Raw genomic sequence first — 14,497 nt, 5'->3', positions numbered from 1 at the left:
GCCAGCAGGCCACCGGTAGCATGGCCATTCGACTCCCAGGACGGCCATGGATCTCGCCCGCATCCGCAACTTCTCGATCATCGCCCACATCGACCATGGCAAGTCGACGCTTTCGGACCGCATCCTCGAGCTGACGAACGCCGTCGACGCCCGCGAGATGCGCCAGCAGTACCTCGACTCGATGGACCTGGAGCGTGAGCGGGGGATCACGATCAAGGCCCAGAACGTGCGGGTCGAGTGGCGCGACCACGTGCTGCACCTCATCGACACGCCCGGCCACGTCGACTTCGGCTACGAGGTGAGCCGATCCCTCGCCGCGTGTGAGGGCGTAGTGCTGGTCGTCGACGCGGCGCAGGGGATCGAGGCGCAGACCCTCGCCAACTGCTACCTGGCGCTCGAGCATGACCTCGAGATCGTCGCCGCGCTGAACAAGATCGACCTGCCTGCCGCCGACCCCGATCGTTACGCGATGGAGATCGAGAACGTGCTCGGCATCGCTGCCGAGGACATCTTGCGCATGTCGGCCAAGACGGGCGAGGGGGTGGGTGCACTGCTCGACGCGGTCGTCGCCCGCATCCCGGCGCCGAGCGGCGACGCGGACGCCCCGCTGCAGGCGTTGATCTTCGACAGCCAGTACGACCAGTACCGCGGCGTGGTGTCGTCGATCCGAGTCGTCAACGGCAGGCTGTCGCCGGGCTCGCGGGTGGCGTTCATGCAGGCCGGGTCCCAGCACGAGGCGATCGAGGTCGGCGTCCGCCGACCGGTGCCGACGCCGGTGGCCGAGCTCGGCCCCGGCGAGGTGGGCTACCTCATCGCCGGCATCAAGGACGTCGGCGAGGCCCGCTCGGGCGAGACCGTCACCGCCGCCGCGCGCCCGGCGGCGAGTGCCCTGCCCGGTTACCGCGACCCCAAGCCGATGGTGTTCTGCGGGCTCTACCCGATCGACGGCGACGACTTCGAGGATCTGCGCGAGAGCCTCGAGAAGCTGAAGCTGAACGACGCCGCCGTCACCTACCAACCCGAGACCTCGGGTGCGCTCGGCTTCGGGTTCCGCTGCGGGTTCCTCGGGCTGTTGCACATGGAGATCGTGAAGGAGCGCCTCGAGCGTGAGTTCGGCCTGGCGCTGATCGCCACCGCGCCGAGCGTCGAGTACCGGGTGCACAAGACGAACGGCGAGCTCGAGGTCGTCGACAATCCCGCCGACCTGCCCTCCGCCCAGGAGATCGACCACATCGAGGAGCCCTACTTCAAGGTGGGCATCATCACCCCGAAGGAGTACACGGGCACGCTGATGGACCTGTGCCAGACCCGCCGCGGCGATCTGATCAAGCTGGAGTACCTCTCGCCCGAGCGGGTCGAGCTGCACTACCTGATCCCTCTCGCCGAGGTCGTGGTCGACTTCTTCGACCAGATGAAGAGCCGTACGCAGGGATACGCGAGCCTCGACTACGAGCTCGCCGGCTACCAGCGCAGCCAGCTCGTCAAGGTCGACCTGTTGCTGAACGGCATCGTCGCCGACGCGTTCTCGACGATCGTGCACCGTGACAAGGCGTACGAGTACGGCCGGCGGATGTGCGAGAAGCTGAAGGAGCTGATCCCTCGCCAGATGTTCGACGTGCCGATCCAAGCGGGCATCGGCGGCAAGGTGATCTCTCGCGAGACGGTGAAGGCCAAGCGCAAGGACGTGCTCGCCAAGTGCTACGGCGGTGACATCACGCGCAAGCGCAAGCTGCTCGAGAAGCAGAAGGAAGGCAAGAAGAAGATGAAGGCGATCGGCCGGGTGGAGGTGCCCGGCGACGTGTTCATCTCGGCGCTCAAGCTGGACGACTGATGTCCACGCCGGGGGCTGACACCGAGCGCGCCTCGGCCTTCAGATCCCTGCGGCACCGCAACGCCCGGTTGTTCTTCGGCGGCCTGCTCGTGTCGAACGTCGGCACCTGGTTGCAGATGACGGCGATGGCGATCCTCGTCTACCGCACCACGGGCCGGGCCACCGACCTCGGCATCACGGTGATGTTCCAGTTCCTGCCGATGCTCGTGCTCGGCGCGTGGGCGGGCGCCGTAGCGGACCGCGTCGACAAGCTGAGAATGGCGATCCTGACCCAATCCGCGCTCGCCGTGCAGGCACTGGTGCTCGGCTTCGTCGACATCGCGGGATGGGTGTCGATGCCCGTCGTCTACGTGTCGTCGCTCGTGCTGGGGCTGATCAACGCGTTCGACAACCCGGCGCGGAGGGGGTTCGTCACCGAGCTCGTGCCGAAGGCCGACATCGGCAACGCGGTGTCGTTGAACACCGCGGTGATGACCGGCTCCCGGGTTTTCGGACCGGCCCTCGCCGCGATGCTGGTCGGCCCGCTCGGCACGGGGTGGTGCTTCGTGCTGAACGGGCTGTCGTTCGCCGCGGTACTCGGCTCGCTGCTCGCGATGGACCGCCGCGAGCTGTACGCGGCCGTCGTCGCTCCCCGTGGAGGGACGCCGGTGCGCGACGCACTGCGCACGGTGGTGCAGAACCCCTCGCTGCGGGTGGTGTTCGTGGTGCTCGTCGTCGTCAGCACGTTCGCGTTCAACTACAACGTCGCGCTGCCCAAGCTGGCCGACCTGCGCTGGGGCAACGAGAACCTGTACGGATGGCTCCTCGCGGCCACGAGCATCGGCAGCGTGGTCGGCTCGTTGGCGACAGCCAGGATGCGCTGGGTCTCGATGCGGTGGTTCCTTGCCAACACCTTGCTGCTCGGGCTCTCCGCGCTGGCGGTGGCCTGGGCGCCCAACGCCGCCGCGGCCTTCGTGCTCGTGCTGCCGATGGGCTTCGGCGGCGCCGGGTTCCTCGCCTCGGTCAACTCGATCACCCAGCAGGAGAGCCCCGACGACATGCGCGGCCGCCTGATGGCGCTGACCGCGGTCGCGTTCCTCGGCTCGACACCGATCGGTGGCCCGGTCACCGGTGTGGTCGGCGACGTCGTCGGTGCGGAGTGGGCACTCGGGTACGGCGCCTTGATCACCATCGCCGCTGTGGCGGTGTCGGCGGTGGTGCTTGCGCGGCGCCCCGCTACCGTCGGCGCGCATGGTGCTGCGGATGCTGCGCTGGTCTCGCCTGAGTCAGGCCGAGCGAGCTGAGCTGGTCGAGCGCGACCTCGGCCGGTCGATCTCCCCGGAGTTGCGCCGCCAGGTCGGCGAGCTGATCGAAGACGTGCGCGAGCGCGGCGACGTCGCGGTGTGCGACGCCCTCGCCCGCTTCGACGGCGTCGACGTCGAGCCCGACGGCCTGCGCGTCGGCGACGAGGAGTGGGAGGTGGCCCAGGCCTTTCCCGACGACGGCCTGCGCGCCGCCATCGCCGAGATGGTCGGGCGCATCCGCCGCTTCAACACCGAGCTGCTCGCTCGCCGCGGCGACTGGGAGTTCGAGGCCGAACCGGGGTTGACGGTGGGGGAGAAGGTGACGCCGATCGCCTCGGCGGGGCTCTTCTGCCCGAGCGGCAAGGCGAGCTACCCGAGCGTGCTCGCTCAGCTCGGCGGGCCCGCCGTGGTCGCGGGGGTGCCCGAAATCGTCGTGGTCGTGCCCCCCAAGCCCGGCACCGGGGGCCGCGTCGACCCCGTCGTGCTCGCCGTCGCCGGCCAGCTCGGTCTGCGCGAGGTGTTCCGCGCGAACGGCCCCGCGGGCGTGGCGGCGATGGCGTTCGGCACGGAGCGCATCCCGAAGGTGGTGAAGGTGGTCGGGCCCGGGTCGTGGCCGGTGACGGTGGCCCAGATCGAGGTGCAGCGGTGGGGGACCGCGACGATGATGGCCCTCGGCCCGACGGAGAGCGTGGTCGTCGCGGACGCCTCGGCCGATCCGGTGCGCCTCGCCGCCGACTTGTTGATCGAGGCCGAGCACGGCACCGACTCGTGCACGCTGCTCGTCACCACGTGCGCGGAGCTGGCCGCGTCGACCGACGCCGAGCTCGCCACCCAGATCGCCGAACTGCCCGCCGCGAGGACGCAAGCAGCGGCCGCGTCGCTCGGCGTCAACGGTGGTTGCGTGCTCGTCGACTCGCTCGTCGAGGCCGCCGAAGTAGTCAACGCGTTCGCCCCCGAGCATCTCCAGCTCGTGGTGCGTGCCGACGCCGAGGCCGACGTGCTCGGGCGCATCCTGCACGCAGGGGAGATCCTCCTCGGCCAGGACACCCCGTTCTCGGCGGCCAACTTCGTGATCGGCTGCCCGGCGTCGCTGCCGACGAACGGCTTCGCGCGGGTGTCGAGCGGGATCACCGCCGAGGCTTTCGTGAAGCGCACCGCCGTCGCGCGTGCCGACAGCGCGGCTCTCGCGCGGATGGCCCCGTCGGTGCTGGCCCTCGCCGACGTAGAGGGATTTCCCGCTCACGCCGCCGCTTTGCGCCGCCGATTCCCCCACCTCTAGTCGGTAGCCTGATGCCACGATGCTCGACGAGCGCAAGACCTCCATCCTGCGGGCCGTCGTGCAGGAGTACATCGGCAGCGGGCAGCCTGTGGGCTCGACGCACGTGGCCGCCGCGCCCGGTGTCAAGGTCTCCTCGGCGACGGTGCGCAACGAGATGGCGGTGCTCGAACAGGAGGGCTATCTCGTCCAACCGCACACGTCGGCCGGGCGCGTGCCCACCGACAAGGGGTACCGGTTCTTCGTCGACCACCTCACCCAGCCGGGCCGCTTGGACGAGCCCTCGGTGCAGCAGGTGCGTGAGTTCTTCGACACCGCGCACGGTCGACTGGAAGAGATGCTCGCCCGCACCTCGCACCTCGTCGCCGGCTTGACCAGCTATGCCTCGGTCGTGCTCGGGCCGGCCCACGAAGCCGCGGTCGTGCGATCGGTGCAGGTGGTCGGGCTGTCCGCTCGCCTCGCGATGGTGGTCGCGGTGATGTCCAACGGCTCGGTGGAGAGCGACCAGATCGAGCTCGAGGACGACGTCGGTGACGCCCGCCTCGCCGCTGCCACTGCCCACCTGCAGCAGGCGTTGGCCGGCTGCGCGCTCGCCGATCTGCCGGCGGTGCCGAGCACGGGCGACTTCGCGGTCGACATGATCAGCGCGCGGGCTGTTGCCGCCCTCGGCCACTGCCTCGACGAGGGCGACCACGTGTACGTCGGCGGGGCGTCGGCCATGGCGAGCGCGTTCGACGCGGTCGCCGTCGTCCGCCAGGTGCTGCAGACCCTCGAGCAGCAGTACGTGGTGGTCTCGCTGGTGCGTGACGTCCTCGACCGCGGGCTGAGCGTGGCCATCGGAGCCGAGCACGGGGTGGAGCCGCTCGCCGCGTGCTCGGTCGTCGTCGCTCCCGTCGTCGTCGACGGCGAGCAGCTCGGCACCGTCGGCGTGCTCGGCCCGACCCGCATGAACTACCCACAGGCTCTGGCGACGGTCGACGTCGTCTCCGAGCGGCTGGCCCAACGCCTGGCCGAAGGCTGAGAGCTGTGGCCGACTTCTACGAGCTGCTCGGGGTGTCGCGCCGCGCCAGCGCGGACGAGATCAAGAAGGCGTACCGCCGGCGCGCCCGCGAGCTGCATCCCGACGCGCAGCCCGACGACCCCCAGGCCGAAGAGCTCTTCAAGGAGCTGTCCCGCGCCTACGAGGTGCTCTCCGACGCCGACCTGCGCGCCCGCTACGACCGCTTCGGCGAGGCCGGGTTGGGCGGGTCGGGCGCGACGGGTGACATGTTCTCCGGCGGGGGCGGCCTCGGCGACCTGTTCGACGCGTTCTTCGGTGGCTCGCCCTTCGGCGGCGGTGGCGGGCGCGGCGCGGCCGGCCCGCCGCGCGGCCAGGACCTCGAGGTGGTCGCAGACGTCGCGTTCGAGCAGGCGGTGTTCGGGGCCACGGTGCCGGTGAGCGTGCGCACCGCCGCCGCCTGCGAAGACTGTGCAGGCAGCGGCGCCGGGTCGGGCACCGAGCCCGTCACCTGCGCCGAGTGCAACGGCTCGGGACAGGTCCGCCGCGTGCGCCAGAGCATCCTCGGCCAGATGGTCACCGCTTCCGCGTGCCCTCGCTGTGGTGGGTTCGGCACCGTCATCGCCACCCCGTGCGCGACGTGCGCCGGCGAAGGACGGCGCATCCTCGACAAGACGTATCAGGTCGACATTCCTGCCGGGGTCGACACCGGCTCGACGCTGCGCCTCACCGGGCGCGGTGCGGTCGGGCCACGCGGCGGCGGTGCCGGAGATCTCTACGTGCACTTGCGCGTCGCGCCCCACGAGCACTTCACCCGAGACGGCGACGACATCGTCACCGAGTTGCCGATCTCGATCGCGCAGGCCGCTCTCGGTGTGCGGTTGATGATGCCCACGCTCGACGGCGAGGAAGAGCTCGTCGTCCCGGCGGGCACCCAGCCCGGGCGTCAGTTCGTGCTGCGCGGCCGGGGCGTGCCTGCGCTGCACGGTCGCGGCCGAGGCCACATGCGCGTCTTGGTCAGGGTCGATGTGCCGACCAAGCTGAGCGAGGCCGAGGCGACGCTGCTGCGCCAGTACGCGGAGATGCGTGGCGACGACGTCGCCCCGCCGGAGTCAGGCGGGCTGTTCTCGCGGATCAAGTCCGCGTTCACATGATCGGCGAGCGCCGCGACGCCGCGGCGCAGGTGTTCGTCGAGACCGTCGACGACGGCGGTCTCTTGTCGCTCGCCGATGCCGACGCCCACCATTTGGCCCGAGTGCTGCGGCTGCGCCGGGGCGAACGAGTCGTCGTCAGCGACGGGGCCGGCCGCTGGCGCATGGCGCGCTTCGCCGGCGGGGCCGCGCTCGAACCCGAGGGTGAGGTGCGCGTCGAACCCCGGCCGGCGGTAACGCTGACGGTCGGCATCGCTCTCGTGAAGGGTGACCGCGTCGACTGGGCGGTGCAGAAGCTGACCGAGCTCGGGATCGACAAGGTGGTGCTGCTCGCCGCCGATCGCAGCGTCGTGCGCTGGGACACCGAGCGTCTTCCCACCCACCTCCAGCGGCTCCAGCGTGTGGCGCGGGAGGCCGCGATGCAGAGCCGCGCGGTGTACTTGCCCGAGATCGTGCACGCGGCGGGAGTGGCCGGGGTGCTGAGCGGCGCGGGTGCTGCGCCAGGGCGCATGGCGCTGGCCGAGCCCGGCGCCACGCCGTTGATCGACGCCCGCGCGACCTCGACGGTGCTCGTCGGGCCGGAGGGCGGCTGGAGCGAGGTCGAGCTGGACCTGCCGCTGCACCGAGTCGGGCTGCCCGGCGGCGTTCTGCGCACCGAGACCGCGGCCGTCACTGCCGGCGCGATCCTGGCTGCCTTACGTGGTATTGCTGCCACGTAGGGTGCTGACGAGGCTACGGGGAGTCAAGATTCGGCCATCGGGGTTCCCATGGCCGTCAACTCGTCCTAATGTTGCCTCTCACCGTGAGAACGGCCACGATGAGTGAAGGCGGAGAAGGAACGAGCCATGACTGACTTCGACGAGGATGCACTCGCATCCCCTTACAGTCGCAAGGTCGGCGAGCGATTGCGCGCCATCCGCCGGCAGAAGCGGCTCTCCCTCCAAGACGTCGAGGCTCAGTCCGACGAGGAGTTCAAGGCCTCCGTGCTCGGGGCCTACGAGCGCGGTGAGCGGGCGATCTCGGTGCCGCGCCTCGAGCGTCTGGCCAAGTTCTACGCCGTGCCGATCGACCAGCTGCTGCCCCGCGACGACGCCGTGCCGAGCCTCGACGCGCTCGACGCGCCGACGGGGACGTACCGCAAGCTGGCGATCGACCTCGTCAAGCTCGCGCAGATGAAGGGCCAGCCGTTCGAGATGCTTGCCCGCTTCCTGCGGATGATCCAGGTACAGCGCCAGGACTTCAACGGCAAGGTGCTGACCGTGCGGGGCCACGACACGCGGGCGATCGCGGCCATGCTCGACGTCCCGATCGACCAGGTAGGTGAGCGCCTGGAAGCGCTCGACCTCGTCTTCCGCACCGACTGACCGACCTGCCTCAGGCGGCGTCGTCGCTGTCGTCGTCGGGTCGGTGTTGGTTGCGCCAGCGGATGAGGGCGCGGAGGCGGTCGAGGTCGTCGATCGGTCTCACGGGTTGGGGTTTGATCTGGTGGTGGTCGCTGACGTCGGGGTGGCGGTTGTGGAAGGCGCACAGCAGCCTCCCGTTGAACTGGCTGGTCGGCCCGCCGTCGCGGTAGGGGGTGATGTGGTCGACGTCGCAACGTTCCACGGCCTGGTAGCAGCCTGAGCTGTGTTGGCAGCGGCGGTCGCGGACTTCGATCGCGCGCCGCAAAGCCCCGGTGAAGCGTCGTTTGTGGGTGACGGCGATGACGGTGGTCTTGTTGTCGAAGATCACCGATTCCACCAGTGCGTCGTTGACCAGTCCGGCCGCTTGGCCGGGGGTGATCACGGTGCCGTTGGACAACTCACACATGTGCCGCAGCGTTTCGTCGCCGACGAGCACGGTGACCAGCGGCCGTTGCCGACCGGTCTTGGACGCCGCTGAGCGTTTGGCCATCTCCACCAACGCCGCCGCCCGCCGCTGCGTGACGGTTCTCACGGTCAACGAAGCCTTGTCCGCCAACAGCAGCTGGCGCTCCAGACGCTGTAGTTCGTTGGTGAACACCGCCCCTGATATCGCGTCGAGTTGACCGTTGATCACCACCGTGCCGTCCAAGGTCGCGGACGTGTGCAACGAGTTGGCGCTCTCGTTGCGTTCGGCCTCGTCCTCGGCGGCGGCGGCGTCGGCGCGTTGACGCCAGTACTTGACGAGCCGTTCGGCGTCGGGGAACGGCAACCGGGCGCATTGATCGACGAGCCATTCCTCACTGTCGGCGAACGCCGCTTGGCAGGGTTCCTTGCGCGCCTTGGCGAACAGGTACACGTGATCCAACGACAGCCGACCAGCGGTGATCGCGTCCGCAGCACGACGCATCACCGCCAGATCCCTTGCCCGGGCGAGCTCCACCCTGGCCGAGTGCGTCGAGGTGTTCGTCTCTCGCGCCAGGCGGTGAGCGGGGCTGCGCGAACCATCTGCGGCCCACACCCCACGCGTATCCCAACGGCGGACCACCGCGGCGCGGGCCACCCCCAGTCGAGCGGTACAGCGCTGCACCGCGATCGTCAACGCATGCAATCTGTCGTCAGACAGCCCGTCGAGGTCGAGCCGAGAGAGGGCATCGACACCGGCGTTCAAAGCTGCCAGCGCCTCTTCCTCAACCCCTACGACCCCAACTACGAGTTCCATCACACCAGTATACGAACATATGTTCGTCTTGTCAACCCCTGAACTGAGAAACGGACGGTGCCGGCGAACGCCAGACTGAGTTAGTGCCGTTCGGTGTCTACGTCCACATCCCGTTCTGTCGGCACCGTTGCGACTACTGCGCGTTTGCCACCTGGGCCGATCGTGATCACCTGGTCGCCGTCTACATGGACGCGCTCGCGGCCGAGATCGGCCGTGCCGTGGCCGCCGGGATGCCGGCCGCGACGAGCGTGTTCGTCGGCGGCGGCACTCCCACCCGCGTGCCCGCCGAGGCACTCGCCGGCGTCCTCGGACGGATCCCGATCGCCCCCGGCGCCGAGGTGAGCGTCGAGTGCAACCCCGACGACGTGACGGTCGCGATGCTCGGCACGTACCGCGCCGCGGGGGTGAACCGGCTGAGCTTCGGGGTGCAGTCGATGGTGACCGATGTGCTCGCCGCGCTCGGGCGCACGCACGATCCCGCCAACGTCGTCGCCGCCGTCGACGCGGCGCGCGAGGTGGGGTTCGAGTCGTTCAACCTCGACCTCATCTACGGGGCCGCAGGCGAGACGCCGGGCGACTGGGCGGAGACGGTGCGCGCTGCGCTCGCGCTCGAACCGCCGCACGTGTCGGCCTATGGGCTGACGGTCGAGGCCGGGACTCCGCTTGCCCTCGATCCCGAGCGGCATCCCGACGACGACGTGCAGGCGGAGATGTACGAGATCGCCGACGAGCTGTTGAGTGCCGCGGGGCTTTCCACCTACGAGGTGTCGAACTGGGCGCTGCCCGGCCACGAGTGCCGGCACAACCAGCTCTACTGGGGGCAGGGCGACTACCTCGGCTTCGGCTGCGCGGCCCACTCTCACCGCGACGGGCGGCGGTGGTGGAACGTGCGAGCCCCCGAGCGTTATGTGGATCTCGTCGGCGAGGGGAGCCCGGCCGAGGCAGCGGCGGAGCAGCTCGACGTGGAGACCCGCCGGATGGAGGGTCTGCAGCTAGCGCTGCGGACTCGCGACGGTGTTCCCGCCGGCTCGCTGGACATGACCGATCTCGCCGGGCTGGTAGAGGTCCGCGGTGAGAGGGCGGTGCTCACGCGGGCGGGCCGCCTGCTGGCGAACGAGGTCTCGCACCGCCTCCGCTGAGGTCTTCCACGCCGGCCGCCACCGACGTGAACAGCTCGGGGAAGACCTTCGCCACCTTCGCGGTGAGGTAGTCGCCGTAGGTCCCGTCCCACGCGTGGACGCTCGCCGCGTCCCACCGGAGGTCGGCGTCGTCGGCAGGGGGCGAGCCGGTGAGCGGCAGCGGCACGACGCACGCGTCCCACGAGGGGTCGAAGAAGAACGGCATCGACAGCCGGCTGCGCCCACTCGTGTTGCGCACCCTGTGCGCCGTCGAGCGATAGCGGCCCTCGGTGAGGCGATCGAGCATGTCGCCGATGTTGCACACGATCACGCCCCGCTCGGCGGGCACGTCCACCCAGCCGTCGGGCGTGCGCACCTGCAGCCCGCCGCAGCCGTCCTGGGCGAGCAGGGTGAGCAGCCCGTAGTCGGTGTGCTCGCCGACGCCCCAGTCGGTGTCGTCGCCGGGCGGGTAGTGGAAGATGCGGAACAGCACCGTCGGATCGCCGGTGAGGTTCTCCTCGAACCAAGTCGGCGAGAGACCGAGGCCGAGCGCCACGCCGCGCATCACCACGTTGGCGAGTTCGGTCAGCTGCGCGATCCAGGCGAGCGCCAATGGGCCGAGCTCGGCCGGCTCACTCGGGAACAGGTTCGGCCCGTGCAGGGGCACGCCGGCCGCGACGCGCGGGTGGTCGGCGCGCAGCTCGGTGCCGACGTACAGGCCCTCCTTGCGGTCCGGACGCCCGGAGGTGAGCTCGCCGCCGACGGGGAACCACCCCCGCCAGGCGGTGCCGCCGCGGGGCATCGCGATCTGCGACTTCACGGCGTCGGGCAGGGCGAAGAACTCGCGAGCGGCCCGGTCTAGGTCGTCGAACAGCTCGTCGGGCACCCCGTGGCCGGTGATCCGGAAGAAGCCGGCGTTGCGGCAGGCGGCGTCGATCTCGCGGGCCGCGGCGAGCGCCGCCGGCCCAGGTGCGCGCAGCGCGGCGACGTCGATGAGTGGGAGCGGGCCGGGCACCGCTGGTAGCGTACGCATCCGCTTCGGGCGTATAGCTCAGTTGGTTAGAGCGCTACCTTGACACGGTAGAGGTCTCCGGTTCGAGTCCGGCTACGCCCACCCATCGCCCCTGGTCGCAGACGTGGTGGGGTGCGGTCGTTGTCTCCGGCGTGACACCCGTGACCACGCCGTCGCACCGACGGTGCAGAATCGGGGGGTGCACCTCGACCGTCTCCCCTCCGGCTCCTGGCGGGTCCGAGTCTCCGTTGGTGGCCGTCGGCGCTCCACCACCGCGCCCACCCGGCGGGACGCCGAGATCGCCGGCGCCCGGCTCCTGATCGAGCTCGGACGGCACCTGGCCGGCCGAGACGTCACTGTCGCCGTGCTGGCCGGCACCCACCTGGCCGACGCCGAGCTGGCCGCCACCACCGCCGATGACTACCGGCGGGTCGTGGACGCCCTCCCCGCCCACTTCACCGACCGCCGGGTCGCCGACGTCGGCGTCGGCGACGTCGAGCACCTGTACCGCACCCTCGGCTGGTCGCCGCACCGGCTCGACAGGCTGCACACCGTGCTCTCGGCCGCCTGGCAGCGGGCGATGCGCTACGACTGGGCGGACCGCAACGTGGTGCGCCTCGCCCAACGTCCCAAGGTCACCCCCCGGCCCGTCACCCCACCCGACGACGTCGACGTCGCCCGCTTGCTCGACGCCGCCGACGGCCCGCTCGGCGTCTGGCTGCGCCTCGCCGCCACCACCGGGGCCCGGCGAGGCGAGATCTGCGGACTCCAGTGGCACGACCTCGACCTCGACACTGGGGCGCTCGTCATCCGGCGCGCCGTCTCCTACACGCCCGCCAGCGGGCTCGTCGTCACCGCCACCAAGACCGGGGCGAAAGGGCATCGGGTGGTGGCGCTCGACGTGCCCACGTCACGCCTGCTCGCTCGCCACCGCGCCGAGCGCGCCGAGCACTTGCTCGGGCTCGGGCTGGCGTGGCGGGACGACTGGTGGGTGTTCTCGCACCGACTCGGCGAGACGTCGTGGCGGCCCGACTACGTCACCCACGCCTTCGGGGTGCTGCGAGGCGACCTCGGCCTGGAGCACGTGCGGCTGCATGACCTGCGCCACTACGTCGCCACCACCCTCCTCGCCGACGGGGAGGCGCCCGTCACCGTCGCCGGACGGCTCGGGCACGCCACGGCGGCGACGACGCTGCGACGCTACGCCCACTTCGTCCCCGCCACCGACCGGGCGGCCGCCGACTCACTCGCCCGACGACTGGCCCAACACGGCAACGATGGCGGCTGAGCACCAGGCGACGACGGAGCCGAGGAACACCGGCCCCCACGCCAGCAACGCCACCACCCAGTCGAACGACTCCCCGGCGTCGGGGATATCCCGGCCGGCGAGAGCGCCAACGGCGACCGAGGCGACGAGCAGCAAGCCGGCCACGAACCGGATCTGACTGGCAGCCTTCTCCATGCCGTCAACGTACCCCCGGTGCGCAACACCCTCTGTCTAGCGTTGCGCCTGTGAGCGTGGACGAGGCGGTCGAACGGTTGGAGCGGGCGCTGGAGGATCTAGAGCGTCGACTCGACGCTCTAGATCTCCGACTCGATCTGCAAGACGCTGCACGACGTCACCCAGCCGCAGGAGTCGGGCGACCAGGTCGTTGCCGGGCTCGCTGGCAGCGGGTGGCGTGAACCTGGGGTCGACCAGGGCGAGCAGCTCGGCCGGCTCGAGGCCGACGACGATGGCCATGCGGGCGAGCGTCTCCGGCTTGGCTGACTGACCTGCCTCCACCTCGGTCCACTTCGTCCGGCCGACCCCGGCCGCCTTCGCTGCGTCGACGACGGTCAGCCCGGCAAGGATCCGGTGGCGCTGCACGAGGTCGGCAACGGCGTCGAACCCGCCCCCCTTCACGCTCCCATCATCGATGCCCATTCGTGGACAGTCAACCACGCCACAACTGGACTCGACTGGACGAACCAACAGCCCCAGTGGCGCATCATGCCTGGTCGTGCTGTTTTTTGTGTGGACATGGTGGATCATGGTTGACACTGACCAGAAGTGACCGGTACTGTTCGACTCGTGCCCGCAATCGACCCCAACAACCTCACCAAGGCGATGGAGCGATCAGGGCTGACGCCCACCCGTCTCGCAGACGAGCTCGGCGTCAGCCTCTCCTACGTGGTGCGCATCATGCACGGCAACCGCCGACTTAAGCGCAACCCCGCCCTCCGTCGCCGCATCGCCGACGCCCTCGACGTGCCCCAGCACTGGATCGAGCACCGAGACAGCGGGGCAGCGTGATGACCAACCTGCCCGCCATCCTCACCGCCGAAGAAGTGGGGGAGTTGCTGCGCCTATCGCCCGCCACCATCCGGCGCCTCGCCGAAACCGGCGAGCTGCCCGGCCGCAAGCTCGGCAAGGTGTGGCGCTTCTCCAGCCAAGCCATCGAGCACCACCTGTGGGAGAGCCAGTGAGCATCCACCTGTTCCGCTGCTTGCACTGCCCCGCCGACTCGCTCCCCTTCCTCTCGCTCGATGCCTGGCGCAAACACCGGCGCATCGCCCACAACCACCACACCGGTCTCCCCATCTCGTCGGCCCCTAGCGCCTCCTGTGCTCAGCCGACGGGGACGCCCCCAGCCCCCGTACCGACGTCCGGGCCGGCTGGGGGCACCTTCTCACCGGACGGCACCACATGATCCGCTGGATTGCCGCCGCCCTCGTCGTCTTCATCGGCGGGGTCATCAACGACCCCGCCGACTACCAGGCGGACCTGAACGTCATCGCCGAGGTGCCTGCGGTGCGGGGAACCGTCGTGCAGGTCACCCCGACCGCACCGCCGCCGGCACCGCCCAACCTGCGCCTCGACGGGCCGTGCGACGAGATGAACCTGTACCGAGTCGTCGTCGGGCTTCCCGAGCAATTCAACGCCCTCGGCTACCGGGAGTCCCGCTGCCTCAACACCGTGACGTCACCGTCGGGGTGCTGCGTCGGGTGGTGGCAGCTGCACTACGTCATCTTCCGGGACCACCGCATGATCGGCCCGCTGGCCGAGTGCGGCGCCACCTGGACCAACATCATCGGGGACGACCCCGACTCGAAGATGCGCCAGGCGTGTGCCGCCAAGGCCTTGTTCGACGTCGCCGGCTACGACCCGTGGGCGCTGTCATGAACGCCCCCATCGACCGCACCCACGCCGAGTCGCTCGCCGCCATC

General features: G+C 70.3%; 16 protein-coding genes and 1 tRNA gene. 13 read left to right on the top strand and 4 right to left on the bottom strand.

Translation table 11 applies throughout. The features are described from left to right. Positions 1-46 precede the first annotated feature (46 nt). From lepA to IPM43_01990, 7 genes are all read left to right on the top strand, one after another. Complete coding sequence (gene lepA / locus IPM43_02020; protein ID QQS25193.1) at positions 47-1,831, top strand: elongation factor 4; 1,785 nt, start codon at positions 47-49, stop codon at positions 1,829-1,831. Then, on the top strand, positions 1,831-3,114 hold the full coding sequence (locus tag IPM43_02015; protein QQS25192.1) for an MFS transporter: 1,284 nt from the start codon (positions 1,831-1,833) through the stop codon (positions 3,112-3,114). Before lepA ends, IPM43_02015 begins: the two co-directional genes overlap by 1 nt. After that, the gene (hisD, locus tag IPM43_02010) at positions 3,062-4,393 is read left to right on the top strand and encodes a histidinol dehydrogenase (GenBank protein ID QQS25191.1); all 1,332 of its coding nucleotides are present in this window, start codon (positions 3,062-3,064) and stop codon (positions 4,391-4,393) included. Before IPM43_02015 ends, hisD begins: the two co-directional genes overlap by 53 nt. 19 nt (positions 4,394-4,412) lie before the next feature. Further along, positions 4,413-5,411: a heat-inducible transcription repressor HrcA gene (gene hrcA, locus IPM43_02005; protein ID QQS25190.1), complete on the top strand. Its 999-nt coding sequence runs from the start codon at positions 4,413-4,415 to the stop codon at positions 5,409-5,411. Between the two features lie 5 nt (positions 5,412-5,416). Further along, complete coding sequence (gene dnaJ, locus IPM43_02000; protein QQS25189.1) at positions 5,417-6,541, top strand: molecular chaperone DnaJ; 1,125 nt, start codon at positions 5,417-5,419, stop codon at positions 6,539-6,541. Then, entirely contained in the window at positions 6,538-7,257 is a 720-nt protein-coding gene (locus tag IPM43_01995) for a 16S rRNA (uracil(1498)-N(3))-methyltransferase (protein QQS25188.1), read from the top strand. Before dnaJ ends, IPM43_01995 begins: the two co-directional genes overlap by 4 nt. Positions 7,258-7,383: 126 nt before the next feature. Next, the gene (locus tag IPM43_01990) at positions 7,384-7,902 is read left to right on the top strand and encodes a transcriptional regulator (GenBank protein ID QQS25187.1); all 519 of its coding nucleotides are present in this window, start codon (positions 7,384-7,386) and stop codon (positions 7,900-7,902) included. A gap of 10 nt (positions 7,903-7,912) precedes the next feature. Here the strand turns inward: IPM43_01990 and IPM43_01985 are convergent, their stop codons facing one another. Beyond that, positions 7,913-9,160, bottom strand: a complete 1,248-nt coding sequence (locus IPM43_01985; protein ID QQS25186.1) for a DUF222 domain-containing protein — start codon at positions 9,158-9,160, stop codon at positions 7,913-7,915. Between the two features lie 83 nt (positions 9,161-9,243). On the opposite strand from IPM43_01985, the gene hemW reads away from it, so the two are divergent. Further along, positions 9,244-10,299, top strand: a complete 1,056-nt coding sequence (gene hemW / locus IPM43_01980; GenBank protein ID QQS25185.1) for a radical SAM family heme chaperone HemW — start codon at positions 9,244-9,246, stop codon at positions 10,297-10,299. Here hemW and IPM43_01975 read toward each other — a convergent pair. Then, positions 10,247-11,311 carry an isopenicillin N synthase family oxygenase gene (locus IPM43_01975; GenBank protein QQS25184.1) on the bottom strand — a complete coding sequence of 355 codons (1,065 nt, stop codon included), beginning with the start codon at positions 11,309-11,311 and terminating at the stop codon, positions 10,247-10,249. The two genes, hemW and IPM43_01975, sit on opposite strands and share 53 nt — an antisense overlap. Before the next feature lie 7 nt (positions 11,312-11,318). Here IPM43_01975 and IPM43_01970 point away from each other — a divergent pair. Then, positions 11,319-11,392: transfer RNA gene (locus IPM43_01970), tRNA-Val, on the top strand. 97 nt (positions 11,393-11,489) lie between these two features. Next, positions 11,490-12,578: a site-specific integrase gene (locus IPM43_01965; protein ID QQS25183.1), complete on the top strand. Its 1,089-nt coding sequence runs from the start codon at positions 11,490-11,492 to the stop codon at positions 12,576-12,578. On the opposite strand, the gene IPM43_01960 is transcribed toward IPM43_01965, so the two are convergent. Beyond that, positions 12,534-12,752, bottom strand: a complete 219-nt coding sequence (locus IPM43_01960) for a hypothetical protein (protein ID QQS25182.1) — start codon at positions 12,750-12,752, stop codon at positions 12,534-12,536. The genes IPM43_01965 and IPM43_01960 overlap by 45 nt on opposite strands. Before the next feature lie 36 nt (positions 12,753-12,788). Beyond that, positions 12,789-13,214: a helix-turn-helix domain-containing protein gene (locus IPM43_01955; protein QQS25181.1), complete on the bottom strand. Its 426-nt coding sequence runs from the start codon at positions 13,212-13,214 to the stop codon at positions 12,789-12,791. Positions 13,215-13,361: 147 nt separating this feature from the next. On the opposite strand from IPM43_01955, the gene IPM43_01950 reads away from it, so the two are divergent. The 3 genes from IPM43_01950 to IPM43_01940 all read left to right on the top strand — a co-directional run bounded on the left by IPM43_01950 (position 13,362) and on the right by IPM43_01940 (position 14,453). Next, positions 13,362-13,583 (top strand): helix-turn-helix transcriptional regulator, encoded by a 222-nt coding sequence (locus IPM43_01950; GenBank protein ID QQS25180.1) that lies wholly within the window; start codon positions 13,362-13,364, stop codon positions 13,581-13,583. Then, a complete protein-coding gene (locus tag IPM43_01945; protein ID QQS25179.1) occupies positions 13,583-13,756 on the top strand; it encodes a helix-turn-helix domain-containing protein in 174 nt (57 codons plus the stop codon). The genes IPM43_01950 and IPM43_01945 overlap by 1 nt, the downstream gene beginning before the upstream one ends. A gap of 220 nt (positions 13,757-13,976) precedes the next feature. Beyond that, on the top strand, positions 13,977-14,453 hold the full coding sequence (locus IPM43_01940) for a hypothetical protein (protein ID QQS25178.1): 477 nt from the start codon (positions 13,977-13,979) through the stop codon (positions 14,451-14,453). Positions 14,454-14,497 lie beyond the last annotated feature (44 nt).

This window comes from Actinomycetota bacterium, from assembly GCA_016700055.1.
Lineage (GTDB): Bacteria > Actinomycetota > Acidimicrobiia > Acidimicrobiales > Ilumatobacteraceae > Kalu-18.
The sequence above is the reverse complement of the archived record's forward strand: the minus strand, read 5'-3'. Positions and strand labels throughout refer to the sequence as shown.